This is a genomic window from Serratia sp. OLAL2 (assembly GCF_002752475.1).
GTDB lineage: Bacteria > Pseudomonadota > Gammaproteobacteria > Enterobacterales > Enterobacteriaceae > Serratia > Serratia bockelmannii.
Genome location: NZ_MSTL01000002.1, coordinates 259155 through 281759, shown reverse-complemented (window position 1 = coordinate 281759; position 22605 = coordinate 259155). Strand labels below are relative to the sequence as shown.

Here is a 22605-nt window from a genome sequence, read left to right as displayed (position 1 = left end):
AGGTAAAATAGTTTCTGCCCGTAATTGTTGACCGTCGGTTATCCTAGATGAGCCTTTCATCAACCAACAAGATATTTAACAACAAAGTTACACAAAGTTTACCCTGCGTCACATTTACCGGGCTCAAAGGTTGCACTCACGACAAACAAAATGAGTTGCACCCTGCTATTACCCTCATATAACACAAGGTAAAGCGCCTACGGCGTAATAAACCCCGCCGCGTTCGCTCAATAACGCAACATTCGTGCCAACTGCCTGTGTTAAAAAATCGATGAAACTCACACTTCGTTCATCCGCCTGATTTAACAAGGTTGCACAAAGTTGCAACATGCAGGATATTGTCTGCATTCTTGACACCACACATCACACGAACCTATCCCAACAGGCTTTCCAGCCTGCTGTTTGTCTAGCCTGATGGGATAGGTTCTAAACACAGGAGTTGGATAGGCATGGGCACTACCACAATGGGCGTGAAACTCGACGAGGCAACACGCGACCGGATCAAGAGCGCCGCGCAGCGCATCGATCGCACGCCGCACTGGCTCATCAAGCAGGCCATCTTTAATTACCTCGAGCGTCTCGAGAGCGGTTCCGATATTCCTGAAATTCCAGCGCTGGCCGCTGCGGGCCAGCCTGAAGCGGACGACATTATGCCGCAAGCGCAGGAAGAGTCACACCAGCCATTCCTCGATTTCGCCGAACAAATTCTGCCGCAGTCGGTCACCCGCGCCGCCATCACCGCCGCCTATCGTCGCCCGGAGACCGAAGCGGTGCCGATGTTGCTCGAACAGGCGCGATTACCCGCCGATCTTGCTCAGGCTACTCACAAAATGGCCTACGGCATCGCCGAGAAGTTGCGTAACCAAAAAAGTGCAAACGGCCGCGCCGGCATGGTGCAAGGCCTGCTGCAAGAGTTCTCCCTCTCCTCGCAGGAAGGCGTGGCGCTGATGTGCCTGGCGGAAGCGCTGTTGCGCATTCCGGACAAACCGACCCGCGATGCCCTGATCCGCGACAAGATCAGCAACGGCAACTGGCACTCGCACCTGGGGCGCAGCCCGTCGCTGTTCGTCAACGCCGCCACCTGGGGCCTGCTGTTCACCGGCAAGCTGGTGTCCACGCATAACGAAGCCAATCTGTCCCGTTCGCTGAACCGCATTATCGGCAAGAGCGGCGAGCCGCTGATCCGCAAAGGCGTGGACATGGCGATGCGCCTGATGGGCGAACAGTTCGTGACCGGCGAAACCATCGCCGAGGCGCTGGCCAACGCGCGCAAGCTCGAAGAAAAAGGATTCCGCTACTCCTACGACATGCTGGGCGAAGCCGCCCTGACCGAAGCCGACGCCCAGGCCTACCTGGTTTCCTACCAGCAGGCGATCCACGCCATCGGCAAAGCCTCCAACGGCCGCGGCATCTATGAAGGCCCCGGCATCTCCATCAAATTGTCCGCCCTGCACCCGCGCTACAGCCGCGCGCAGTACGAACGCGTGATGGAAGAGCTTTACCCGCGCCTGCTGTCGCTGACCCTGCAGGCACGCCAGTATGATATCGGCATCAACATCGACGCCGAAGAGGCCGACCGCCTGGAAATCTCGCTCGATCTGCTGGAGAAGCTGTGCTTCGAGCCGCAGTTGGCCGGCTGGAACGGCATCGGTTTCGTCATCCAGGCCTACCAAAAACGTTGCCCGTTCGCCATCGACGCGGTGATCGACATGGCGCAGCGCAGCCGCCGTCGCCTGATGATCCGTCTGGTGAAAGGCGCTTACTGGGACAGCGAAATCAAACGCGCCCAAATGGATGGCCTGGAAGGTTATCCGGTTTACACCCGCAAGGTGTACACCGACGTATCCTACCTGGCCTGCGCCCGCAAGCTGCTGTCGGTGCCGAACCTGATTTATCCGCAGTTCGCGACCCACAACGCCCATACGCTGAGCGCCATTTATCACCTGGCCGGCAATAACTACTACCCTGGCCAGTATGAGTTCCAATGCCTGCACGGCATGGGTGAACCGTTGTACGAACAGGTAGTGGGCAAAGTGGCCGACGGCAAACTGAACCGCCCTTGCCGCATCTATGCACCGGTCGGCACCCATGAAACGCTGCTGGCTTACCTGGTGCGCCGCCTGCTGGAAAACGGCGCCAACACCTCGTTCGTCAACCGCATCGCCGACGCCACCCTGCCGCTCGACGAGCTGGTGGCCGATCCGGTCAGCGCCGTGGAAGCGCTGGCGGCCAGCGAAGGCCAGATTGGTCTGCCGCATCCGCGCATTCCGCTGCCGCGCGAGCTGTATGGCGAGAAACGTACCAACTCCAGCGGCCTGGATCTGTCCAACGAACAGCGTCTGGCCTCACTCTCCAGTGCCCTGCTCACCAGCGCTAGCCATCCATGGCGCGCGGAACCTATCATCGATGCCGAGTTGGATCAGGGCGTCGAGCAGCCGGTGATCAACCCGGCAGAGCCAGGCGATGTGGTCGGCTACGTGCGTGAAGCCACCGAAGGCGAAGTCAGCCGTGCGCTCGACGCCGCCGCGGCCGCCGGCCCAATCTGGTTCGCTACGCCGCCGACGGAGCGCGCCGCGATCCTCGAACGCGCCGCCGAACTGATGGAAAGCCAGCTGCAAAGCCTGCTGGGCATTCTGGTGCGCGAAGCGGGTAAAACCTTCAACAACGCCATCGCCGAAGTGCGCGAAGCGGTCGACTTCCTGCACTACTACGCCGGCCAGGTGCGCGACGACTTCGCCAACGACAGCCACCGCCCGCTGGGCCCGGTGGTCTGCATCAGCCCGTGGAACTTCCCGCTGGCGATCTTCACCGGCCAAATCGCCGCCGCGCTGGCGGCGGGCAACAGCGTGCTGGCCAAACCGGCCGAGCAAACGCCGCTGGTGGCCGCGCAGGCGGTGCGTATCCTGCTGGAAGCCGGCATTCCGCAAGGCGTGCTGCAGCTGCTGCCGGGCCAGGGTGAAACCGTCGGCTCAACGCTGGTTAACGACGCCCGCGTCCGCGGCGTGATGTTTACCGGCTCCACCGACGTCGCCGGCATTCTGCAACGCAGCATCGCCGGCCGTCTGGATCCGCAAGGCCGTCCGACGCCGCTGATCGCCGAAACCGGCGGCCTGAACGCCATGATCGTCGACTCCTCCGCCCTGACCGAACAGGTGGTGACTGACGTAGTGGCCTCCGCCTTCGACAGCGCCGGCCAACGCTGCTCCGCGCTGCGAATCCTGTGCATTCAGGAAGACGTGGCCGAGCACACGCTGCAAATGCTGCGCGGCGCGATGGCCGAATGCCGCATGGGCAATCCGGAGCGCCTGTCGACCGACGTGGGGCCGGTAATCGACGCCGAAGCCAAAACCGGCATCGAACGCCACATCCAAGCGATGCGTGCCAAAGGCCGCAAGGTGTACCAGGCCGCCAAAGGCAGCGCGCAGGATGAGAAAGAGTGGGCGCGCGGCACCTTCATCAAGCCGACGCTGATCGAGCTCGACAGCTTCGACGAGCTGCAGAAAGAGATCTTCGGCCCGGTGTTGCACGTGGTGCGCTTCCAGCGCAACAATCTGGACGCGCTGGTCGATCAGATCAACGCCGCCGGTTATGGCCTGACGCTGGGCATTCACACCCGTATCGATGAAACCATCGCCCGGGTGACCGAACGTGCCAAGGTCGGCAACCTGTACGTCAACCGCAACATGGTCGGCGCAGTGGTCGGCGTGCAGCCGTTCGGCGGCGAAGGCCTGTCAGGCACCGGCCCGAAAGCCGGCGGTCCGCTGTACCTGTACCGTCTGCTGGCCAACCGCCCGGACGACGCGCTGCAACGTACGCTGCACCGTCAGGACGAAGAGCGCCCGATGGAAGCCACCGCACGGCCGCAGCTGCTGGGTGCGCTGCAATCGCTGGAGAAATGGGCGGTCACCAGCCAACACGGCGAACTGGCGGCATTGGCGCAGCGCTATGCGGAACTGGGCCAGGGCGGCACCGTACGCCCGCTGCCGGGCCCAACCGGCGAGCGCAATACCTATGCCCTGTTGCCGCGTGAACGCGTGCTGTGCCTGGCGGATAACGAAACCGACGCGCTGACCCAGCTGGCCGCCGTGCTGGCGGTTGGCAGCTGCGTGCTGTGGCCGGAAGCGGAACTGCAGCGCAATCTGTTCCGCCGCTTGCCGAACGATGTGCAGGCGCGCATCGCCTTCAGCAAAGACTGGCAGCAGGATAAGGTCGAGTTCGACGCCGCCATCTACCACGGCGATGCCGACCAGCTGCGCACCCTGTGCGAGCAGATCGCGCAGCGCGGCGGCGCCATCGTTTCGGTGCAGGGCTTCGCCCACGGTGAAACCAACATCCTGTTGGAACGCCTGCTGATCGAACGTTCGCTGAGCGTCAACACCGCCGCCGCCGGCGGTAACGCCAGCCTGATGACCATCGGTTAACGCATCGTCAAGGCGGCCATGCATCGCCGCCTGACTTGCTCACCGCTACGCAAACCCTGCACTCGTGCAGGGTTTTTTATTGCCCGCAGGCCGATCAGCCGTTAGCGCCTTATTATCCTTACAGGGTGGAGCGTCGCTCTTGGACGATAACAACATAGACGGATTATTCTGTTTGAAAGCCGCGTCAGAGCGCTACGAGACGCATTGACTCTCTGATTCGGCAACATCCGGGATACGGTAGCCGCAGCGGGTTTCTCGCCGCCGCCGCGCGAAACGAATGGTTGAAAGCGGAGTGAATGCGGTCGGGGGAAACGCCCCCGACGCCTTATTGATTCCGGAACTTGTCGAGGAATTGCTGGGTGCGCTGATGCTGCGGATTGGCGAACAGCGCTTTGGCCGGGCCCTGTTCAACAATGCGGCCGTGATCCATAAAGATAACCCGGTCGGCCACGTCGCGGGCGAAGCTCATCTCATGGGTGACGATCACCATGGTGCGTTTCTCTTCCGCCAGTGAGCGCATGGTATTGAGCACTTCCCCCACCAGCTCGGGATCGAGCGCCGACGTCGGCTCGTCGAACAAAATCACCTCCGGCTGCATCGCCAGCGCGCGCGCGATCGCCACCCGCTGCTGCTGCCCGCCGGACAGACGCCGCGGATAAGCCGCCTCTTTGCCGCTCAGGCCCACTTTGGCCAGCAACGCGCGGGCGCGCTGTTCAGCGCTGGCTTTCGCCTCGCCTTTAACGATAACCGGCCCTTCGATGATGTTTTCCAGCACCGAACGGTGCGGAAACAGGTTGAAGTTCTGGAACACGAAACCGACCTGCTGACGCAGCGCGCGCACCTGATTTTTCTGTTTGCTCAGCGGCTTGCTGCCGTCGATCTGAATATCGCCGACGCGAATAGTGCCGGAATCCGGCTCCTCCAGCAGATTGATGCAGCGCAACAAGGTGGTTTTCCCTGAGCCGCTCGGGCCGATGATCGCCACCACTTCACCGGCGTCCACCGCCAGATCGATCCCATGCAGCACCGTCTGACCCTTGAACTGCTTGGTCAATTGCTTAACTTCAATGGCACTCATGCGTTACTCCTGATCCTGGCGATTAACGTGGGCTTCCAGACGGTTTTGCAGTGCGGAAAGCAGGGTCGCCATCACCCAGTAAATCAGCGATGCCGCCAGGTACATGGTGAACACTTCCAGCGTGCGCGAGGTGATCAGCTGCGCCTGGCGGAACAGTTCCGGCACCTGAATGGTGGCGGCCAGCGAGGTGTCCTTCACCAGGCCGATAAAGCTGTTGCCCAGCGGTGGCAAGGCGGTGCGCGCCGCCTGCGGCAGGATCACCCGGCGCAGGGTTTGCCAACGGGTCATGCCAATGCTGGCGGCGGCTTCCCACTGCCCTTTATCGATCGACGAAATCGCCGCGCGCAGCGTTTCCGAGGTGTAGGCGGCGGTATTGAGCGACAGGCCAATCAGCGCCGCCGGGAAAGGGTCGAATTCGATGCCGAACTGCGGCAGACCGTAATAGATCATAAACAGCTGGGCAATCAACGGCGTGCCGCGGAACAGCGACACGTAAATACGCGACAGCCACGACAGCGGCCACAGCGGCGAAAGGCGCATCAGCGCCAGCAGAAAACCGAGCAACAAGCCTAGCGCCATACCGCCCAGGCTGAGCTGAAGCGTCAGTATTGCGCCCTTCAATAAAAATGGCGCTGAATCCAGCGCCAGTTGAATACTTTCGTGCATTATTTAGTTACGTCCGCGCCAAACCATTTCTCGGAGATCTTCGCCAGCGTGCCGTCTTTTTGCATCTCGGCGATCGCCTGGTCAATCGCGGCCAGCAGCTCTGGGTTGTTCTTGCGCAGCGCCACGCCGGATTCCTGGCGAGAGAACGCCGGGCCGGCTACCGCCAGCGTATCGCCGGTTTTCTTCACCAGATCCAGCGCCGCCAAGCGATCCACCAGAATGGCGTTGATGCGGCCAACGCGCAGATCCTGATACTTGGTCGGATCGTCGTCGTAGGTGCGCACGTCTACGCCCTGCACGTTCTCGCGCAGCCATTGCTCATAGTTGGTGCCCAGGCCGACGCCGACCTTCTTGCCCTTCAGGTCTTCCGGCTTGGTGATGGTGCCTTCGTTGCCCTTTTTCACCAGCGCCTGAATGCCGGAAACGGTGTAAGGGGTGGAGAAGTCATATTTCTTCTTGCGCTCATCGGAGAGCGTCACCTGGTTGATAACCACGTCGATACGTTTCGAGTCCAACGACGCCAGCATGCCGTCCCACTTGGTCGGGTTCAGCTTGGCTTTCACGCCCAGATGTTCCGCCAGCGCGTTGGCGAAATCCACTTCAAAACCGGTCAGCTTGCCGTCTTCACCCTGGAAGCTGAACGGCGGATAGGTGCCTTCCAGCCCGACGATCAGCGTGCCGCGCTGTTTCACCTGCTGCAGCAGGTTATCAGCGGCGTAGGTTTGAGTCGTCACACCGGCGGCCAACGCAATACCCACCACGCCCAACAACCATTGACGACGAACTTTCGCAAACATCATAAACACCCCTGTGTGTTATTTATCTTTTTTGATATCAGCACTTTAACAGTGCGACCGCCCGCATAAAGGAATATAACTTTATAAATATAGTTCAAAATGGAATAACAAGCGGTTTTTACACCTGCGGATGGTAGGCGAACAGCGCCGGCGCACCACCGGTGTGAACGAACAGAATAGGGCCCTCATCGCGGAAGCGCCGCTGGGCGATGCCGTCGATCAAACCGGCCATCGCTTTGCCGGTGTATACCGGATCCAGCAACACGCCCTCTTGCTGCGCCAGCAGCTGCACAGCCGCCATGCCCTCTTCGTTCGGCATGCCGTACTGCGGCGCGAAATAATCGTCCCACAGCGCGATCGGCGCCAGCTCGTCGATATTCAGCGAACAAGCCAGGGCTTTCTGGATCTGCTCCACCTTAGGCAGTTGATCGATCACGGTGCGCGAGACCGTCACGCCGATCAACTCGGTTTCCGGCAGCAGCTGTTGCAACCCCACCGCCAGCCCGGCGTGAGTGCCGGCGCTGCCGGACGCCACCACCACAGAACTGAACGCCACGTTGCTGCGTTGGCTCTGTTCGGCGATTTCCAATGCGCACTGCACATATCCCAGCGCGCCCAGGGCATTGGAGCCGCCCACCGGCACCACGTAAGGCCGGAACCCCTGCGCCTCAAGGCGCGTCGCCAGTTCTGCCAGCTGTTGCTGCGGATCGTGCAGCGCTTCGCACATCACCACCTCGGCGTTGAACAGGCCGAGCAACAGGCGGTTGCCGTTGGTCAGGTAGTTTTCCGCGCGGGTGTCTATAGGGTTTTCCAGCAGCGCGACGCAGTGCAGGCCCAGCTTCGCCGCCACCGCCGCCGTCTGGCGCACGTGGTTGGATTGAATGGCGCCGGCGGTGACCAGCGTATCGGCGCCTTGCCTCAGCGCATCGGCGGCCAGAAACTCGAGCTTTCTCAGCTTGTTGCCGCCCATGGCCATTGGAGTGACATCGTCACGTTTAAGGTAGATTTCGCGGCCGAGGTAATCGGAGAGACGGGACAGCTTTTCGAGCGGTGTGGCGGTGCCAACCAGATCCAGACGCGGAAATTGCGCCAGTCGTTGTTGCAGGTTCACTACTTCCCCCCAGGGAATCGAATATCAACATCTGATAACCGATAGATTTAGCAGATGTGAACTGAATAATCATCCTTTATCACGGGGGGATCCGCAGACCCCGGCCCAGCGGCCGGGGAAAATCTCAGTAGCTGCGCTGCCAGGCGAGATACTGATCGTATTTGCGCAGCGCAATGCGGTAGTTGTTGTGCGCCGCGGTAGGCAGATCGTCGATAATGCGCTGATGGCTGGCGCTGCTGGCGAATTTATCCGCCGGATAGTTGCGCGCCACCAGCATTTCGTCCAGCCGACGCAGCCGCACCACATACTCGCGGATGGTGCTGTGGCTCATCTCGGTCTGTTCGAACAGATACTGCTTGAACGCCATGATGTCGAAATAGCTCGGGTGGCTGTTACAGGAGATCTCGCTGCAAAAGCGGCACAGCGCGGTCAGCTCGTGCTGCACGTTTTGCCAGACCGCATCGTCGATCGGCTGATCCATGCGCGCGATGGCTTCTTTATTGATAATCTTGCCGCGAAACACCAGCGCCATGCGGTCCAACAGTTTGCCGCACTGGGAGCAATGGGTCTGGCTGTGCTTGTAGTCTTTCAGGTAACGGCTAAGCGGCCGTTTCTTTAACAGTATTCCTGGCATAAGGGGCAGTCCGGTTGTCGCATGGGTCATCAAGTTGAGGGGCGGCGGGCCGCCGTCAGGTATCGTTCGCCAGCCGCGCACGCAGCCGTTTGATCGCCTGACTGTGCAGTTGGCTGACGCGGGATTCCCCGACGTCCAGCACGGCGCCGATCTCTTTGAGATTCAACTCTTCCTGGTAATACAGCGTCAGCACCATTTTTTCGCGCTCCGGCAACGCCTCGATGGCGTCGATCACCCGCTGGCGCAGGCTGCCTTCCAACAGGTGATGCAGCGGGTTGGCCTCTTCATGCCCTTCCAGCATCGGTTCCGCGTTTTCGCCATGCTCCTCGCGCCATTCGTCGTAGGAGAAAAGCTGGCTGTTATTGGTGTCCAACAGAATTTGACGGTACTCATCCAGCGAGATATTCAGCGTCTGCGCCACTTCCGTCTCGCTCGCAGGGCGGCCGTAACGCTGTTCCAGTTGCCGCATCACCTGCGCGACCTCGCGCGCATGGCGCCGCACGCTGCGCGGCACCCAGTCGCGGCTGCGCAGCTCGTCGAGCATCGCGCCGCGAATGCGCTGCACCGCATAGGTGGTAAAGGCGGTTCCCTGTAGGGCGTCATAACGCTCAACGGCGTTCAATAGCCCGATTCCCCCGGCCTGCAGCAGGTCGTCAAGCTCCACGCTGGCGGGCAGCCTGACCTGCAGGCGCAACGCCTCGTGGCGCACTAACGGCACGTAGCGCAGCCAGAGAGAATTTTTGTCCATCACGCCTTCGGCGGTATACAGATCGCTCACTATGTCTTAAACCTGCGGATAAGAGAGTCAGCGCTATTATGCGTAGGGGGCGAAATGCCAATCGGCTGAACAGTCGCACAAAACAGGCTTTATTTGCGCCATGTAATAACCGCGCGGTGCGCGAGCATAAAAAAACCCCGCCGAAGCGGGGTTTCTTTGCGACAGTTAATCGGGAGAGACGATTAACGCAGCAGGGACAGAACGTTCTGAGTAGACTGGTTAGCCTGTGCCAGAACAGAGGTGCCAGCCTGTTGCAGGATGTTGGCACGGCTCATGTTGGACACTTCGGTCGCGTAGTCAGCATCCTGGATACGGGACTGAGAAGCGGACAGGTTGTTCACGGTGCTGTTCAGGTTGTTGATAACAGAATCGAAACGGTTCTGTACCGCACCCAGGGAAGAACGCAGGCCGTCAACCTGAGACAGTGCGTCGTCCAGTTGTTTCAGCGGGTTGATCACATTCTTGTTTTCAGTTGTTGCGGTCACAGTCCCGTCAGCAGCTACGGTTGCATCTTTATACATTGTTTTACCATCAGTACCGGTAGTTTTAACAACGTATTTGGATGCACCAGTGCTGTCAGTAAAGGAGTGCAACTCTTCACCTGAAGCCAATCCCTTAACTGTTACATTTTTGTCAGATTTTACGTCGATATTAGTCACTGCTGTAGGGGTACCGGCTGTTGCTGCAGTAGTAACATCTGAAGCGGTATCATAGTTGAATGAACCATCAGCTTGTTTTGTTGCTTCGTAGTACTTAGCGGTACCAGTAGTATCTTTAATCGCATACTTAGTTGTGCCGCCATCGGTATAGCTAACTACTGAAGCTTTTGTCTTATCGGCGATATCTGCGCCCGACGCGTCTTTACCTACGGTAGCGGGTACAGATTTGGTTCCTGGTACGCTGTTAACTACAGCGCCAATTTTATTGTTTTTGTCGGAAACATCGAAAGTAGTAAGATTCAGGGTATCTTTGTTGATGTTTTTCAGATCGATGCTGATGGTTTCGCCGTCGTTAGCGCCAACCTGAATAGTCAGAGACTGATCCTTGCTCAGAACTTTTACACCGTTGAAATCAGTTTGTTGGGAGATACGGTCGATTTCAGACAAACGCTGGGTGATCTCATCTTGGATAGATTTCAGATCGCTATCAGAGTTAGAACCGTTCTGCGCCTGTACGGTCAGACGACGGATGTTCTGCAGGTTGTCGTTAACTTCGTTCAGTGCGCCTTCGGTGGTTTGCGCCAGAGAGATACCGTCGTTGGCGTTACGGGAAGCCTGAGTCAGGCCTTTGATGTTCGCGGTGAAACGGTTGGAGATCGCCTGACCCGCAGCATCGTCTTTCGCGCTGTTGATACGCAGACCGGAAGACAGACGCTCAATCGCAGTGCCCAGAGAAGACTGAGATTTGTTCAGGTTGTTCTGCGCCATCAGCGACAGGCTGTTAGTGTTGATTACTTGTGCCATTGTTTGCTTTCCTTACGAGTCAGTTGCGTTCTTCGCAACACGGTTAAAAGGTTCGGGCTTGTTTGCCCACGGCGTCAACCACCGTCCCCTCAGGTATCGGCCCTCCCCTAACAACCTTTAGAATTTTTTTAATTTTTTTTGCATCGCCGGCAATGGCGGAAATAACGCGGTTTTTCCCTCCTCTATTGCACCATCGGTTTTTTATTTTTTTCGGTAAACTTTTTCATCACTGGGCCGATAACGCGTAAAGCGAATAAAGTCATTACCAAGGAGAAGCACGAATGGCATCGATCAGTTCATTAGGCATCGGCTCAGGACTCGACCTCAACGGCTTGCTTGACAAGCTGACCAAAGCGGAACAGCAGCGCCTGACGCCGTACACTACCCAGCAGACCAGCTATAACGCCCAGTTGACCGGTTACGGCACATTGAAGGGCGCGCTGGAGAAGTTTGACAATCTGAGCAAAGACCTGGCCAAGCCAGAGTTCTTCAACAGCACCACCGCCACCAAGCACGATCAGTTTACCGTGACCACCACCGACAAGTCGGTACCGGGCAACTACTCGATCGAGGTGCTGAAACTGGCACAGCCGCAAACGTTGACCACCAAAGCGACGATTACCGATCAGCAGGCCAAGCTGGGCACGCCGGGCAACAACAATCGTTCCATCAGCATCACCGCCGGCAACCCGCCGAAAGAAACCAATATCCCACTCGGCGACGATCAGACTTCGCTGGTCGAGATGCGCGACGTCATCAACAAATCGAAATCCGGCGTTACCGCCAGCATCATGCGCGTCGGCGACAATGACTATCAGCTGGCATTGAGCTCCACTACGCCAGGCGAAAAAAACACCATTGCGGTGCAGGTCAATAACGACGACAAGCTCGGCGCTATCCTCAACTACGATCCTAAAAACCCGCCGAAAGATGGCAGCACCGCGATGAAGCAAACCGTGCCCGGCCAGGATGCGGAAATCGTCGTTAACGGCACCACCATCAAGCGCAGCACCAACTCAATCGCCGATGCCCTGCAGGGTGTCACGCTCGACCTGAAAACCACCACCAAGGCCGGTGAACCGCAAAACCTGGTGATCGGTATCGACAAGAGCGGCAGCGCCGACAAGATTAAAGAGTGGGTCGACAGCTATAACTCGCTGCTGGACACCTTTAATTCGTTAACCAAATACACTCCGGTCAAACCCGGTGAAGCACAGAATGCCAAGAACGGCGCGCTGCTGGGCGACAACACCCTGCGTGGTATTCAGTCCTCGATCAAAAGCGCTCTCAGCTCGGCTCAAGACAACCCGGAGTTGAAAGGCCTGGGCAACCTCGGCATTTCCACCAACACCAAAACCGGCAAGCTGGAAATCGACAGCGCCAAGCTGAACAAAGCCATCGACGAAAAACCGGAACAAATCGCCAACTTCTTCGCCGGTAACGGCAAAGACACCGGTATGGCCACCGAGATCCACAACGAGATCCAAAATTACATCAAGGCCGGCGGCATCATCGAGAACTCGACCAAGAGCATCAACACCAATCTCGATCGCCTGAACATCCAGATAACCACGGTCACGGCCAGCATTCAGAACACCATCGACCGCTATAAGCAGCAGTTCGTTCAGTTGGATACCATGATGTCCAAATTGAGCAGCACAGGTAACTATTTACAACAGCAGTTCTCGGCAAAGTGATCCCTTAACCAGGTAACAGGTAAAGAAACAACATGTATAACAGAAGCGGCACTCAGGCCTATGCGCAGGTCAGTCTGGAAAGCGGCGCCATGAGCGCCAGCCCGCACCAGTTAATCGTGATGTTGTTCGACGGGGCGCTCAGCGCCCTGCTTCGCGCACGCATCCTGATGAACCAGGGCGATATCGCCGGCAAAGGTATAGCGCTGTCCAAAGCCATCAATATCATCGACAACGGTCTGAAAAGCGGCCTCGACCCTCAGCAGGGTGGCGAGATCGCCGAAAACCTGGCGGCGTTGTACGACTATATGAAACGTCGGCTGATGCAGGCCAACCTGCACAACGACGAAGCGGCGATCGCCGAAGTGGTCAAACTGCTGGAAAACATCGCCGACGCCTGGCGCCAGATTGGCCCTAACTACCAACCTTCGCAGGACGCCATGTAATGGAACGTCAACAGCAGCTGTTAGCCGCTTATCAACAAATTTATAGCCTGAGCAGCCAGATGATCGCGCTGGCGCAAACCGGGCGCTGGGAGGAGCTCGTCGAGCTCGAATTCGCTTACGTGACGGCGGTGGAAAAAACCGCCGCCTTCACCGGGCAAGCCGGCCCGTCAATGGCGCTGCAGGAAATGCTGCGCAATAAGCTGCAACAGATCCTCGACAACGAAACCGAGCTCAAACGTCTGTTACAGCAGCGGATGGATGAGCTGAAGATGCTGATCGAACAGTCCACGCGCCAGAACGTGGTCAACAATACCTACGGCCAGTTTCATGATCGTGCGCTGTTGCTGGGGGAACCACAGGTCCGATAAGATCGACAATACTGACGAAAATGGATTAAATAGCACTATGCGCTATTACTCTCGGGTTACGTTAGGATATTAATCTATGGCATTTGAATTATTCAGTTTATGGGTAATTGGTAAAATGCGCGCTTCGAGCCTGGCTCTCACTTTAATGGATAAACATTATCCCGACACGGACGTTTTCTGTTCAGCAGGAAATTGATTTTTGATAGATAAAACACGCCGCTGTGTTTCACGGCCCATGGAAAAATGTTGCTCCAACGCGGATCAAAGCGTAAAGATATTCTCAGATAATGGCTGCGAAATGAATATCGATGGAACGTACAATTAATCTCTGTCCAGGAATTGGCGCCTCAGCGCACATCATTCAGCATACTGAATTATTATTCCCTTCAGTCTATTTTGAGCAACCACATCTGTATCTGATACAACAAGGCCATAAGCGCGTACGCTGGCAACAACACGAGGTGGTGGCTCATGCCGGCGAGCTGTTGATTATCGACGGGGGGCAAACGGTGGATATTATTAATGGCCCATCCGCAGAAGGTGTTTTCAGCTGCCAGTTGCTGACCTGCGATCCACGGCTGCTCACGATTCAGCCTCCGGCTGAGGAAGCGCCGACGCCAATGCCGTTCGATGCCGTCCTGGCGCTGCGCAACCTGCCTTGCGCCCTGAAGCACAGTTTTGAGACGACCAGCCTGGCGCTGGCGCTCCGGCAGCGGTTTCCCACCATCATCGTGCGGCACAAAATGCTGGAAATTCTGCTGTGGCTGGCCCAGTTCGGCATTCGCTTCATCCACAACGAAGCCAAAGACCTCACCCAACGCGTGCGTCGCTGCCTGGCAACCGATCCGCACAGCATTTGGACGGCGGCCAAAGTGGCGGAGAGCCTGTCGATGAGTGAAGTGATGCTGCGCCGCAAACTGTCGATGGAAAATACCGCATTGCGTAATCTGATGATCGACGTGCGCATGAGTAGCGCGCTGGCCCTGCTGCAGTCGACCGACTGGCCGATCTCCGCCATTGCGCAACATGTCGGCTATGAAAGCGCATCACGTTTCGCCGAACGTTTTCGCAAACGTTTCGGTTTCGCCCCTACCGCTATTCGCGGTCATCAAAGGATTATGGAACCCGGCTCTCAAGGCATTGAGTCGCTGGTCGCCGGAGAAACCTAAATAGACGCGTAACAAAATGGCTTTATTTGACACAGATCCCTAACGATTGTCACACCGCCGAGATACGCTACGCAACGTTCATCCGCCGAAGAGCGAAATAAATGATGCGTAATGAAAAGCGATTATTTTCTCTAGCAATCACGTTGTTGGGGCTGTGGCTGTTGGTATTGTTGTATGAAGAAGACATGATGCGTTTACTTGCCGCACAATAAAACGGCCAGGCTTTTTATCGCCTGGTCAGACTTCAGTCCAGTTTAACCAGAACGCCAATTAATACGGCAAGTACCGTCAGCATTAAAATACTGATCAGACGCCATCTGGATTCGCTTTTCGTGCTCATTGACCTGCCTCGAATAATAACCCTACTAATCAGGCTATAATAAACGGTCACCTGCGTATTCAATAAGCCTGACAGCACCGTTTTCGCCCCTCTATTCGGTAGATTAGCGCCCATTCCTTGTCGGTTGCGACACCGGCCATTAGCACGGCAATACCGGTGGTGCCACAAGCGCCAATTTCCCCGGTAGCTCCGCCACCAGTTTTTCCACCGCCAGCCGCACCTTGAGCGGCTGATAAGGCATATAGGGCCACACGGCATTCACCGGAAAACTGAGGCTGGATCCACCGCGCATGATTTCCACCAGCGTCCCTGCCATCAGCCGCTCGCGTACCAGCCACTCCGGCAGCCAGGCAATACCGGCTCCGGCGGAAACGGCATCGACGATCCCCTGCATGTCATCCATCATCATCTTGGCCGGTGGCCTGAACGACTGCAGCTCACCGTTTTCGCCGCGAAGTTGCCAGGGCAACACGGCGCCGGCGTGCAGATACCCCACCGCCTGGTGTTGGCTTAACGCGTCCAGCGTGCTCGGTTCACCACTGCGCCGCAGGTAGTCGGGCGAGGCGCACAGCAGCATGCCGTGTTCGCCCAGGCGCCGGGCAACCAAACTGCCGCTGTCCGCCAGTTCGCCGATGCGAACCGCCAGATCGAACCCCTCATCGATCAGATCGATCCTGCGGTCGTTGAACGAAATTTCCAGCGTCAGTAAGGGATGCTCATTCGCCAGTGCCGTCATCAAGGGTGCAATGCACAGATGGCCGAACAACACCGGCATCGAGATCCTGAGCCGGCCTCGGACCTGCATCTTGCCACTGTCCAACTGGTTTTCCGCCGCCTGAACGTTCGCCAACGCCTGCCGGCAGTGCTCATAGTACAACGCCCCTTCATCCGTCAGGCTCAGGCTGCGCGTCGTGCGCATAAACAACATCACGCCCAGCCGCGCCTCCAGACGCGACACGATTTTGCTGACCGCAGAACGTGTCAGATGCAATTTTTCTGCGGCGGCGGCAAAACTGCCGCCTTCCGCTACGGCAACAAACGCCGGCAGTGCGCTGAGATCGCTTTTCATCTTAATGCTTCCAAATTGGAATCAATTAAGTGAAAACCTATCACCACTGGTGATCATCAGGCAATGGTAACCTGCAGTCATTCCGGAGTCCCGGTGAAAACCACAGATTACCGTCAGAGGACAACAGCATGAAAAAAATACTGGTACTCAAATCCAGCATTATGGGAAACGACTCGCAGACCAATAACCTGATTGACCACTATCTGGCGGCGCGTCGGGCCAAAGGATATGAAGATCAGATCGTCGAACACGATTTGGCGGCCTTGGATCTGCCGGTATTGGACGGCGAGCTGTTCGATGCGCTGCGAGGCGCAGAAAACATCAGCCCACGCGCCAAAGCGACGGTAGCGCTCTCCGACCGGCTGATTGCCGAACTGAAAGGGAGCGATCTGCTGCTGATCGGCGCGCCGATGTATAACCTCAACGTTCCAACCCAGCTGAAAAACTGGTTCGATCTGGTGGCCCGCGCCCGGGTGACGTTCAACTATACCGCCACTTACCCAGTGGGGCTGGTAGAAGGCGTCAATGCGCTGGTATTCAGTTCACGCGGCGGCATACACGCCGGCCAGCCGACCGACGCCGTGACGCCGTACCTGCGCTCGGTGATGGGGCTGATGGGGATCGGCGACGTGCAGTTTATCTATGCCGAAGGGCTGGATATGAAACCGCACGGCCTCGCTCAGGGGTTGGCGAACGCCCGCGAGCGGATCGCAGAATTGGCAGGCTGAAGCAAACGCACAGCAGCATTGATTTGTTATAACATAACAAATATGATAACCGCGTCGGCACCACTTCGAGCGGGCGTCGACGCTCCTACATCACATACATAAATGTTTTATCGCACCTTCAGCCAGCTATTTCGATAGCTGGTTTTTTTTGCCTATTGGCTGAAGTCGTGACTTCAGTATTGCCGGGCAGCGCGTTTCATTTCTCGCTCGCCGGGCGACTGCGTTTTCACCGACAGTGGCGCGACAAACGCTTTCCATTCTTTGCCGGCGTCCTGATGAGCCGCATTTTTTTGTGCCGATGAATAGTCATCGTTTTGCCCGGCGCATCCAGACAACGCCATGATACCCAGAGCAAGATACAGCGATTTGTACATCATCCTATCCCGATAAATGACCGTCGCTATAGGGTAACAGCGCCGACCCAAATTTCACTGAAAAATGATCGGCACGTTCATCACACCGGCATATTCATAATATCCTGGTAGGCCGCCACCAGCTTGTTGCGCACCTGTACGCCCAGCTGTAAAGACACCGACGATTTCTGCAGATCGACCATCACATCGTTCAGGCTGATGCCCGGCACGCCCAGTTCGAAATCCTGCGCCTGTTTGCGCGCCGTTTGCTGGGTCTCGCTGATCTTGCCGAGCGCCGCGGTCAGTTCGCTGGCGAAGCTGACGCCCTGCGGCGCCGCATTCTGCCCCATCTTGCCGGCCTGAACCGCCATGGTCTGCATCTGCTGCAGTACCCCTTCAATGCCCTGAATCGCCATCTGATCCTCAATCATCTCGTCTCGCCGGGTGACGTTTTCACCCTGCACTTCTCCAATGATGCACACCCTAGCACAGCGTTTTCAGACCTAAAGCGGTTAATTAACTGCAAAAAACCCGGCTTATCGGGCAATCGGAATCGTCTGATAAGGCGAATAATGGCCTGCCCAGAAATGGGAGCGCCGCTATTTAGAAGATATGTGTATCAGGGAGTCTGTTTTGTCACACAACGCTAACCATACCGTTCATCAGCCTGGCAGGGAGCTGCTCAGCGGCCCATACGGGATCGTGAGCGCCATTGAAGGACGAGACCTAAAATGAGTGCTTCGATAACCGCCGGCGAAAGCCGCGACAACGGCCTGCAAGCCATCTGGAATCGTCTGCGCGCCAACCCGAAAATTCCGTTGCTGGTCGCCGCTTCCGCCGCGATCGCGATCGTCGTCGCGCTGCTGTTGTGGGTGAAAAGCCCCGACTACCGCGTGCTGTACAGCAATCTGAACGACCGCGACGGCGGCGCCATCGTCACCCAGCTGACGCAGATGAATATCCCTTATCGCTTTGCCGAAAATGGCGCAGCGCTGCTGATCCCGGCGGAAAAAGTGCATGAAACCCGTCTGCGCCTCGCGCAGCAAGGGCTGCCGAAAGGCGGCGCCGTCGGTTTCGAACTGCTGGATCAGGAAAAATTCGGCATCAGCCAGTTCAGCGAGCAGATCAACTATCAGCGCGCCCTTGAAGGCGAGCTGTCGCGCACCATCGAGTCGCTGGGGCCGGTGCAAAACGCCCGCGTTCACCTGGCGTTGCCGAAACCTTCGCTGTTCGTACGCGAACAGAAATCCCCTTCCGCGTCGGTGACGCTGACCCTGCAACCCGGCCGTGCGCTGGACGACGGCCAGATCAACGCCATCGTTTATATGGTGTCGAGCAGCGTCGCCGGCCTGCCGCCGGGCAACGTGACCGTAGTCGACCAGGCTGGCCGCCTGCTGACGCAGTCCGACGGCACCGGGCGCGATCTCAACGCCTCGCAGCTGAAATACGCCAACGAAGTGGAAAACGGCTTCCAGCGCCGCATCGAGGCGATCCTCGCCCCGGTGGTCGGCAGCGCCAACGTGCGTGCGCAGGTCACGGCGCAGATCGACTTCGCCACGCGCGAACAAACCGATGAACAGTACCAACCTAACCAACAGCCTGACAAAGCCGCTATTCGCTCTCAGCAAACCAGCCTGAGCGAGCAGATCGGCGGGCCACAGGTGGGCGGCGTGCCAGGCGCGCTGTCCAATCAGCCAAGCGCACCGGCCACCGCGCCGATTGAGACCGCCAAGCCGGCCAACGCCGCAGGCAACAATGCCACCGCGCAAAACGCCGCAACCACCCGCAGCGCGGCGGCCAACGGCGTACCGCAAAATACCCGTCGCGACGCGACCACCAACTACGAACTCGACCGCACCATTCGCCACACCCAGCAAAAAGCCGGCACCGTGCAGCGTCTGTCGGTCGCCGTGGTAGTCAACTACCTCGGCGTAGATAAAGACGGCAAACCGCAGCCGATGAGCAAAGAGCAGTTGGCGCAGATCGAAGCGCTGGTGCGTGAAGCGATGGGCTACTCCAGCAGCCGTGGCGATACCCTGAACGTGGTCAACACGCCGTTTACCGACAGTCAGGTGACCGGTGGCGAACTGCCGTTCTGGCAAAGCCAGTCGTTTATCGATCGCCTGATCGACGCGGGCCGCTATCTGCTGGTGCTGCTGGTGGCCTGGCTGCTGTGGCGCAAACTGGTGCGGCCACAGCTGCAACAGCGCCAGGCGGCGCAACAGGCCGCCATCGCCGCCGCCAATGCCCCTGCCGCCAAACCGGCCGACAGCGGCAAACCGAGCAACGAGGAGCTGGCGCAGCGTCGTAAATCGCAGCAGCGCGTCAGCGCAGAAGTCCAGAGCCAGCGGATCCGCGATCTGGCTGATAAAGACCCACGCGTGGTCGCTCTGGTAATCCGCCAATGGATGAGTAACGAGATATGAGCCTGACCGGAACCGACAAAAGCGCCATCTTGCTGATGACGCTGGGTGAAGATCGCGCGGCGGAGGTGTTCAAGCACCTCTCCTCGCGCGAAGTACAGCTGCTGAGCGGCACCATGGCCGGCATGAGCCAGGTTTCGCACAAACAGCTCGGCGAAGTACTGACCGAGTTTGAAGACGACGCCGAGCAATACGCGGCGCTGAGCGTCAACGCCAGCGACTATCTGCGCTCGGTGCTGGTCAAGGCCCTGGGCGAAGAGCGCGCCGCCAGCCTGCTGGAAGACATTCTCGAATCGCGCGAGACCACCACCGGCATGGAAACGCTCAACTTTATGGAGCCGCAGAGCGCTGCCGATCTGATCCGCGACGAACACCCGCAGATCATCGCCACTATTCTGGTGCACCTCAAACGCGGCCAGGCGGCGGATATCCTGGCCCTGTTCGACGAACGTCTGCGCAACGACGTGATGCTGCGTATCGCCACCTTCGGCGGCGTGCAGCCGGCGGCGTTGGCGGAGCTGACCGAAGTGCTGAACAACCTGCTCGACGGCCAGAACCTCAAGCGCAGCAAAATGGGCGGGGTGCGCACCGCCGCCGAGATCATCAACCTGATGAAAACCCAGCAGGAAGAAGCGGTCATCGACGCGATGCGCGAATACGACGGCGAGCTGGCGCAGAAGATCATCGACGAGATGTTCCTGTTCGAAAACCTGGTGGAAGTCGACGATCGCAGCATCCAGCGTCTGCTGCAGGAAGTGGAAGGCGAGTCGCTGCTGATCGCATTGAAAGGCGCCGAACAGCCGCTGCGCGAGAAGTTCCTCAAGAACATGTCGCAACGCGCCGCCGACATCCTGCGCGACGATCTGGCCAACCGTGGGCCGGTGCGCATGTCGCAGGTGGAGAACGAGCAGAAAGCCATCCTGTTGGTGGTAAGACGCCTGGCGGAAACCGGCGAAATGATCATTGGCGGCGGCGAGGACACCTATGTCTGATCGCATTAACACCCTGCCCTGGCAGCCCTGGTCGCTCAACGATTTGGGCGAACAGAAACCGGCGTTCGACCTGCCGCCGCTGCCGGATCTCGAACAAAGCGATCCGTCGCCGGACGCGCAGGCCGAATTGCAACAGCAGTTGGCGACGCTGCGGCTGCAGGCTGAGCAACAGGGCCAGCAGTTGGGCTATGCCGACGGCCAGCAAAAAGGCTATGAAGCCGGTTTTCAGTCCGGTCTGGAAGAAGGCCGTCAGCAAGGGCTGCTGGAAGCGCAGCAGCAGCAACAGCCGCTGACCGCCCACTGGCAGCAGTTGGTTACCGAATTCCAGCACACGCTGGACGCGCTCGACAGCGTGATCGCTTCACGGTTGATGCAGCTGGCGTTGACCGCCGCCAAACAGGTGCTGGGCCAGCCGCCGGTGTGCGACGGCACCGCCCTGCTCGCGCAGATCCAACAGCTGATCCAGCAGGAGCCGATGTTCAACGGCAAGCCGCAGCTGCGGGTCCACCCGGACGACTACCCCCGCGTCGAGCAACAGTTGGGGGTTACCCTCAGCCTGCACGGCTGGCGCCTGTTGGCGGACGGCGAACTGCATCCGGGCGGCTGCAAGGTCAGCGCCGAGGAAGGCGATCTCGACGCCAGCCTGGCGACGCGCTGGCATGAACTGTGCCGCCTGGCGGCACCGGGAGAAGTCTGATGACCGCGCGTCTCGGCCGCTGGCTGAGTTCTCTGGATACGCTGGAAAAACGCATCGCCCGCGCGCCGACGGTGCGCCGCTACGGCCGCCTGACCCGCGCGACCGGGCTGGTGCTGGAGGCTACCGGCCTGCAGCTGCCGCTCGGCGCGACCTGCCTCATCGAACGGCACGACGCCGGTGAAGTGCAGGAAGTGGAAAGCGAAGTGGTCGGCTTCAACGGCCAGCGGCTGTTCCTGATGCCGCTGGAAGAAGTCGAAGGCATCGTGCCGGGCGCGCGGGTTTACGCCCGCATCGCGCCGGAAGGCCAAAGCGCCGGCAAACAGCTGCCGCTCGGCCCAGCCCTGTTGGGACGGGTGCTGGACGGCAGCGCCAAACCGCTCGACGGCCTGCCTTCACCGGAAACCGGTTACCGCGCGCCGCTGATCACCGCGCCGTTCAACCCCTTGCAGCGCACGCCGATCGAGCAGGTGCTGGACGTGGGGGTGCGCACCATCAACGGTCTGCTGACCGTCGGTCGCGGCCAGCGCATGGGCCTGTTCGCCGGCTCCGGCGTCGGCAAGAGCGTGTTGCTCGGCATGATGGCCCGTTATACCCAGGCGGATGTGATCGTCGTTGGCCTGATCGGCGAGCGCGGCCGCGAGGTCAAAGACTTTATCGAGAACATTCTCGGTGCCGAAGGCCGGGCGCGCTCGGTGGTGATCGCTGCGCCGGCGGACGTATCGCCGTTGCTGCGCATGCAGGGGGCGGCCTACGCCACCCGCATCGCCGAAGATTTCCGCGATCGCGGGCAGCACGTGTTGCTGATCATGGACTCCCTTACCCGCTACGCCATGGCGCAGCGTGAGATCGCCCTGGCCATCGGCGAACCGCCGGCGACCAAAGGCTATCCGCCTTCGGTCTTCGCCAAACTGCCTGCGCTGGTGGAACGCGCGGGTAACGGCATCAGCGGCGGCGGTTCCATTACCGCCTTCTACACCGTATTGACCGAAGGGGACGATCAGCAAGACCCGATCGCCGACTCGGCGCGCGCCATCCTCGACGGCCACGTGGTGCTGTCCCGGCGCCTGGCGGAAGCCGGCCATTACCCGGCTATCGACATCGAAGCGTCAATCAGCCGCGCCATGACGTCGCTGATCGACGAAGAGCATTATCGCCGGGTACGCACCTTCAAGCAGATGCTGGCCAGCTATCAGCGCAACCGCGATCTGATCAGCGTCGGCGCCTACGCGGCCGGCAGCGATCCGTTGCTGGACAAAGCGATGACGCTGTACCCGCAGATGGAAGCGTACCTGCAACAGGGCATCTTTGAACGCAGCGGCTACGATGAAGCCTGTCAACAGCTGCAGCAGTTGATTGTTTAACGTCACCAGAGGCGCAC

Annotated in this window: 20 protein-coding genes and 1 pseudogene; 11 read left to right on the top strand and 10 right to left on the bottom strand. The window is 58.9% G+C overall.

Annotated features, from left to right (window positions below):
• The first annotated feature begins 449 nt into the window (after positions 1-449).
• Complete coding sequence (putA, locus tag BVU99_RS03390; RefSeq protein WP_099817143.1) at positions 450-4421, top strand: trifunctional transcriptional regulator/proline dehydrogenase/L-glutamate gamma-semialdehyde dehydrogenase; 3972 nt, start codon at positions 450-452, stop codon at positions 4419-4421.
• A gap of 200 nt (positions 4422-4621) precedes the next feature.
• A pseudogene (locus tag BVU99_RS25395) lies at positions 4622-4717 on the top strand (type II toxin-antitoxin system HicB family antitoxin); the annotation flags it as partial.
• A 29-nt stretch (positions 4718-4746) separates the two neighbouring features.
• Here BVU99_RS25395 and tcyN read toward each other — a convergent pair.
• The 7 genes from tcyN to BVU99_RS03350 all read right to left on the bottom strand — a co-directional run bounded on the left by tcyN (position 4747) and on the right by BVU99_RS03350 (position 10948).
• Positions 4747-5499 (bottom strand): L-cystine ABC transporter ATP-binding protein TcyN, encoded by a 753-nt coding sequence (tcyN, locus tag BVU99_RS03380; protein WP_025303236.1) that lies wholly within the window; start codon positions 5497-5499, stop codon positions 4747-4749.
• Between the two features lie 3 nt (positions 5500-5502).
• Complete coding sequence (tcyL, locus tag BVU99_RS03375) at positions 5503-6165, bottom strand: cystine ABC transporter permease (RefSeq protein WP_025303237.1); 663 nt, start codon at positions 6163-6165, stop codon at positions 5503-5505.
• Positions 6165-6965: a cystine ABC transporter substrate-binding protein gene (gene tcyJ / locus BVU99_RS03370; protein ID WP_025303238.1), complete on the bottom strand. Its 801-nt coding sequence runs from the start codon at positions 6963-6965 to the stop codon at positions 6165-6167. Before tcyJ ends, tcyL begins: the two co-directional genes overlap by 1 nt.
• Positions 6966-7080: 115 nt before the next feature.
• Positions 7081-8073: a D-cysteine desulfhydrase gene (locus BVU99_RS03365; protein ID WP_049295850.1), complete on the bottom strand. Its 993-nt coding sequence runs from the start codon at positions 8071-8073 to the stop codon at positions 7081-7083.
• A 124-nt stretch (positions 8074-8197) separates the two neighbouring features.
• Positions 8198-8707 carry a flagella biosynthesis regulatory protein FliZ gene (fliZ, locus tag BVU99_RS03360; RefSeq protein WP_025303240.1) on the bottom strand — a complete coding sequence of 170 codons (510 nt, stop codon included), beginning with the start codon at positions 8705-8707 and terminating at the stop codon, positions 8198-8200.
• A gap of 55 nt (positions 8708-8762) precedes the next feature.
• Entirely contained in the window at positions 8763-9485 is a 723-nt protein-coding gene (locus BVU99_RS03355) for an RNA polymerase sigma factor FliA (RefSeq protein ID WP_004934752.1), read from the bottom strand.
• A 182-nt stretch (positions 9486-9667) separates the two neighbouring features.
• Positions 9668-10948 (bottom strand): flagellin FliC, encoded by a 1281-nt coding sequence (locus BVU99_RS03350; protein ID WP_049295852.1) that lies wholly within the window; start codon positions 10946-10948, stop codon positions 9668-9670.
• Between the two features lie 281 nt (positions 10949-11229).
• On the opposite strand from BVU99_RS03350, the gene fliD reads away from it, so the two are divergent.
• The 4 genes from fliD to BVU99_RS03325 all read left to right on the top strand — a co-directional run bounded on the left by fliD (position 11230) and on the right by BVU99_RS03325 (position 14625).
• On the top strand, positions 11230-12645 hold the full coding sequence (gene fliD / locus BVU99_RS03340; RefSeq protein WP_099817142.1) for a flagellar filament capping protein FliD: 1416 nt from the start codon (positions 11230-11232) through the stop codon (positions 12643-12645).
• 32 nt (positions 12646-12677) lie between these two features.
• Entirely contained in the window at positions 12678-13088 is a 411-nt protein-coding gene (gene fliS / locus BVU99_RS03335) for a flagellar export chaperone FliS (RefSeq protein ID WP_099817141.1), read from the top strand.
• Positions 13088-13456 carry a flagella biosynthesis regulatory protein FliT gene (fliT, locus tag BVU99_RS03330; protein WP_004934765.1) on the top strand — a complete coding sequence of 123 codons (369 nt, stop codon included), beginning with the start codon at positions 13088-13090 and terminating at the stop codon, positions 13454-13456. Before fliS ends, fliT begins: the two co-directional genes overlap by 1 nt.
• Positions 13457-13764: 308 nt before the next feature.
• On the top strand, positions 13765-14625 hold the full coding sequence (locus BVU99_RS03325) for a helix-turn-helix transcriptional regulator (RefSeq protein WP_025303244.1): 861 nt from the start codon (positions 13765-13767) through the stop codon (positions 14623-14625).
• Between the two features lie 479 nt (positions 14626-15104).
• Here the strand turns inward: BVU99_RS03325 and BVU99_RS03320 are convergent, their stop codons facing one another.
• A complete protein-coding gene (locus BVU99_RS03320; protein ID WP_025303245.1) occupies positions 15105-16034 on the bottom strand; it encodes a LysR family transcriptional regulator in 930 nt (309 codons plus the stop codon).
• A 128-nt stretch (positions 16035-16162) separates the two neighbouring features.
• Here BVU99_RS03320 and BVU99_RS03315 point away from each other — a divergent pair, with 128 nt between their 5' ends.
• Entirely contained in the window at positions 16163-16762 is a 600-nt protein-coding gene (locus tag BVU99_RS03315; protein WP_060433359.1) for an NAD(P)H-dependent oxidoreductase, read from the top strand.
• Positions 16763-16935: 173 nt separating this feature from the next.
• On the opposite strand, the gene BVU99_RS03310 is transcribed toward BVU99_RS03315, so the two are convergent.
• Complete coding sequence (locus tag BVU99_RS03310; RefSeq protein WP_141998313.1) at positions 16936-17139, bottom strand: hypothetical protein; 204 nt, start codon at positions 17137-17139, stop codon at positions 16936-16938.
• A 77-nt stretch (positions 17140-17216) separates the two neighbouring features.
• A complete protein-coding gene (gene fliE, locus BVU99_RS03305) occupies positions 17217-17531 on the bottom strand; it encodes a flagellar hook-basal body complex protein FliE (protein ID WP_025159836.1) in 315 nt (104 codons plus the stop codon).
• Positions 17532-17846: 315 nt separating this feature from the next.
• On the opposite strand from fliE, the gene fliF reads away from it, so the two are divergent.
• Genes fliF through fliI form a run of 4 tightly spaced genes read left to right on the top strand, consistent with a single transcriptional unit; the run spans position 17847 to position 22588 of the window.
• Positions 17847-19541 (top strand): flagellar basal-body MS-ring/collar protein FliF, encoded by a 1695-nt coding sequence (gene fliF, locus BVU99_RS03300; RefSeq protein WP_049204117.1) that lies wholly within the window; start codon positions 17847-17849, stop codon positions 19539-19541.
• Positions 19538-20530 carry a flagellar motor switch protein FliG gene (gene fliG / locus BVU99_RS03295; RefSeq protein WP_025303249.1) on the top strand — a complete coding sequence of 331 codons (993 nt, stop codon included), beginning with the start codon at positions 19538-19540 and terminating at the stop codon, positions 20528-20530. Before fliF ends, fliG begins: the two co-directional genes overlap by 4 nt.
• On the top strand, positions 20523-21227 hold the full coding sequence (gene fliH, locus BVU99_RS03290; RefSeq protein ID WP_025303250.1) for a flagellar assembly protein FliH: 705 nt from the start codon (positions 20523-20525) through the stop codon (positions 21225-21227). The genes fliG and fliH overlap by 8 nt, the downstream gene beginning before the upstream one ends.
• A complete protein-coding gene (gene fliI, locus BVU99_RS03285; RefSeq protein WP_004934781.1) occupies positions 21227-22588 on the top strand; it encodes a flagellar protein export ATPase FliI in 1362 nt (453 codons plus the stop codon). Before fliH ends, fliI begins: the two co-directional genes overlap by 1 nt.
• Positions 22589-22605: the final 17 nt, after the last annotated feature.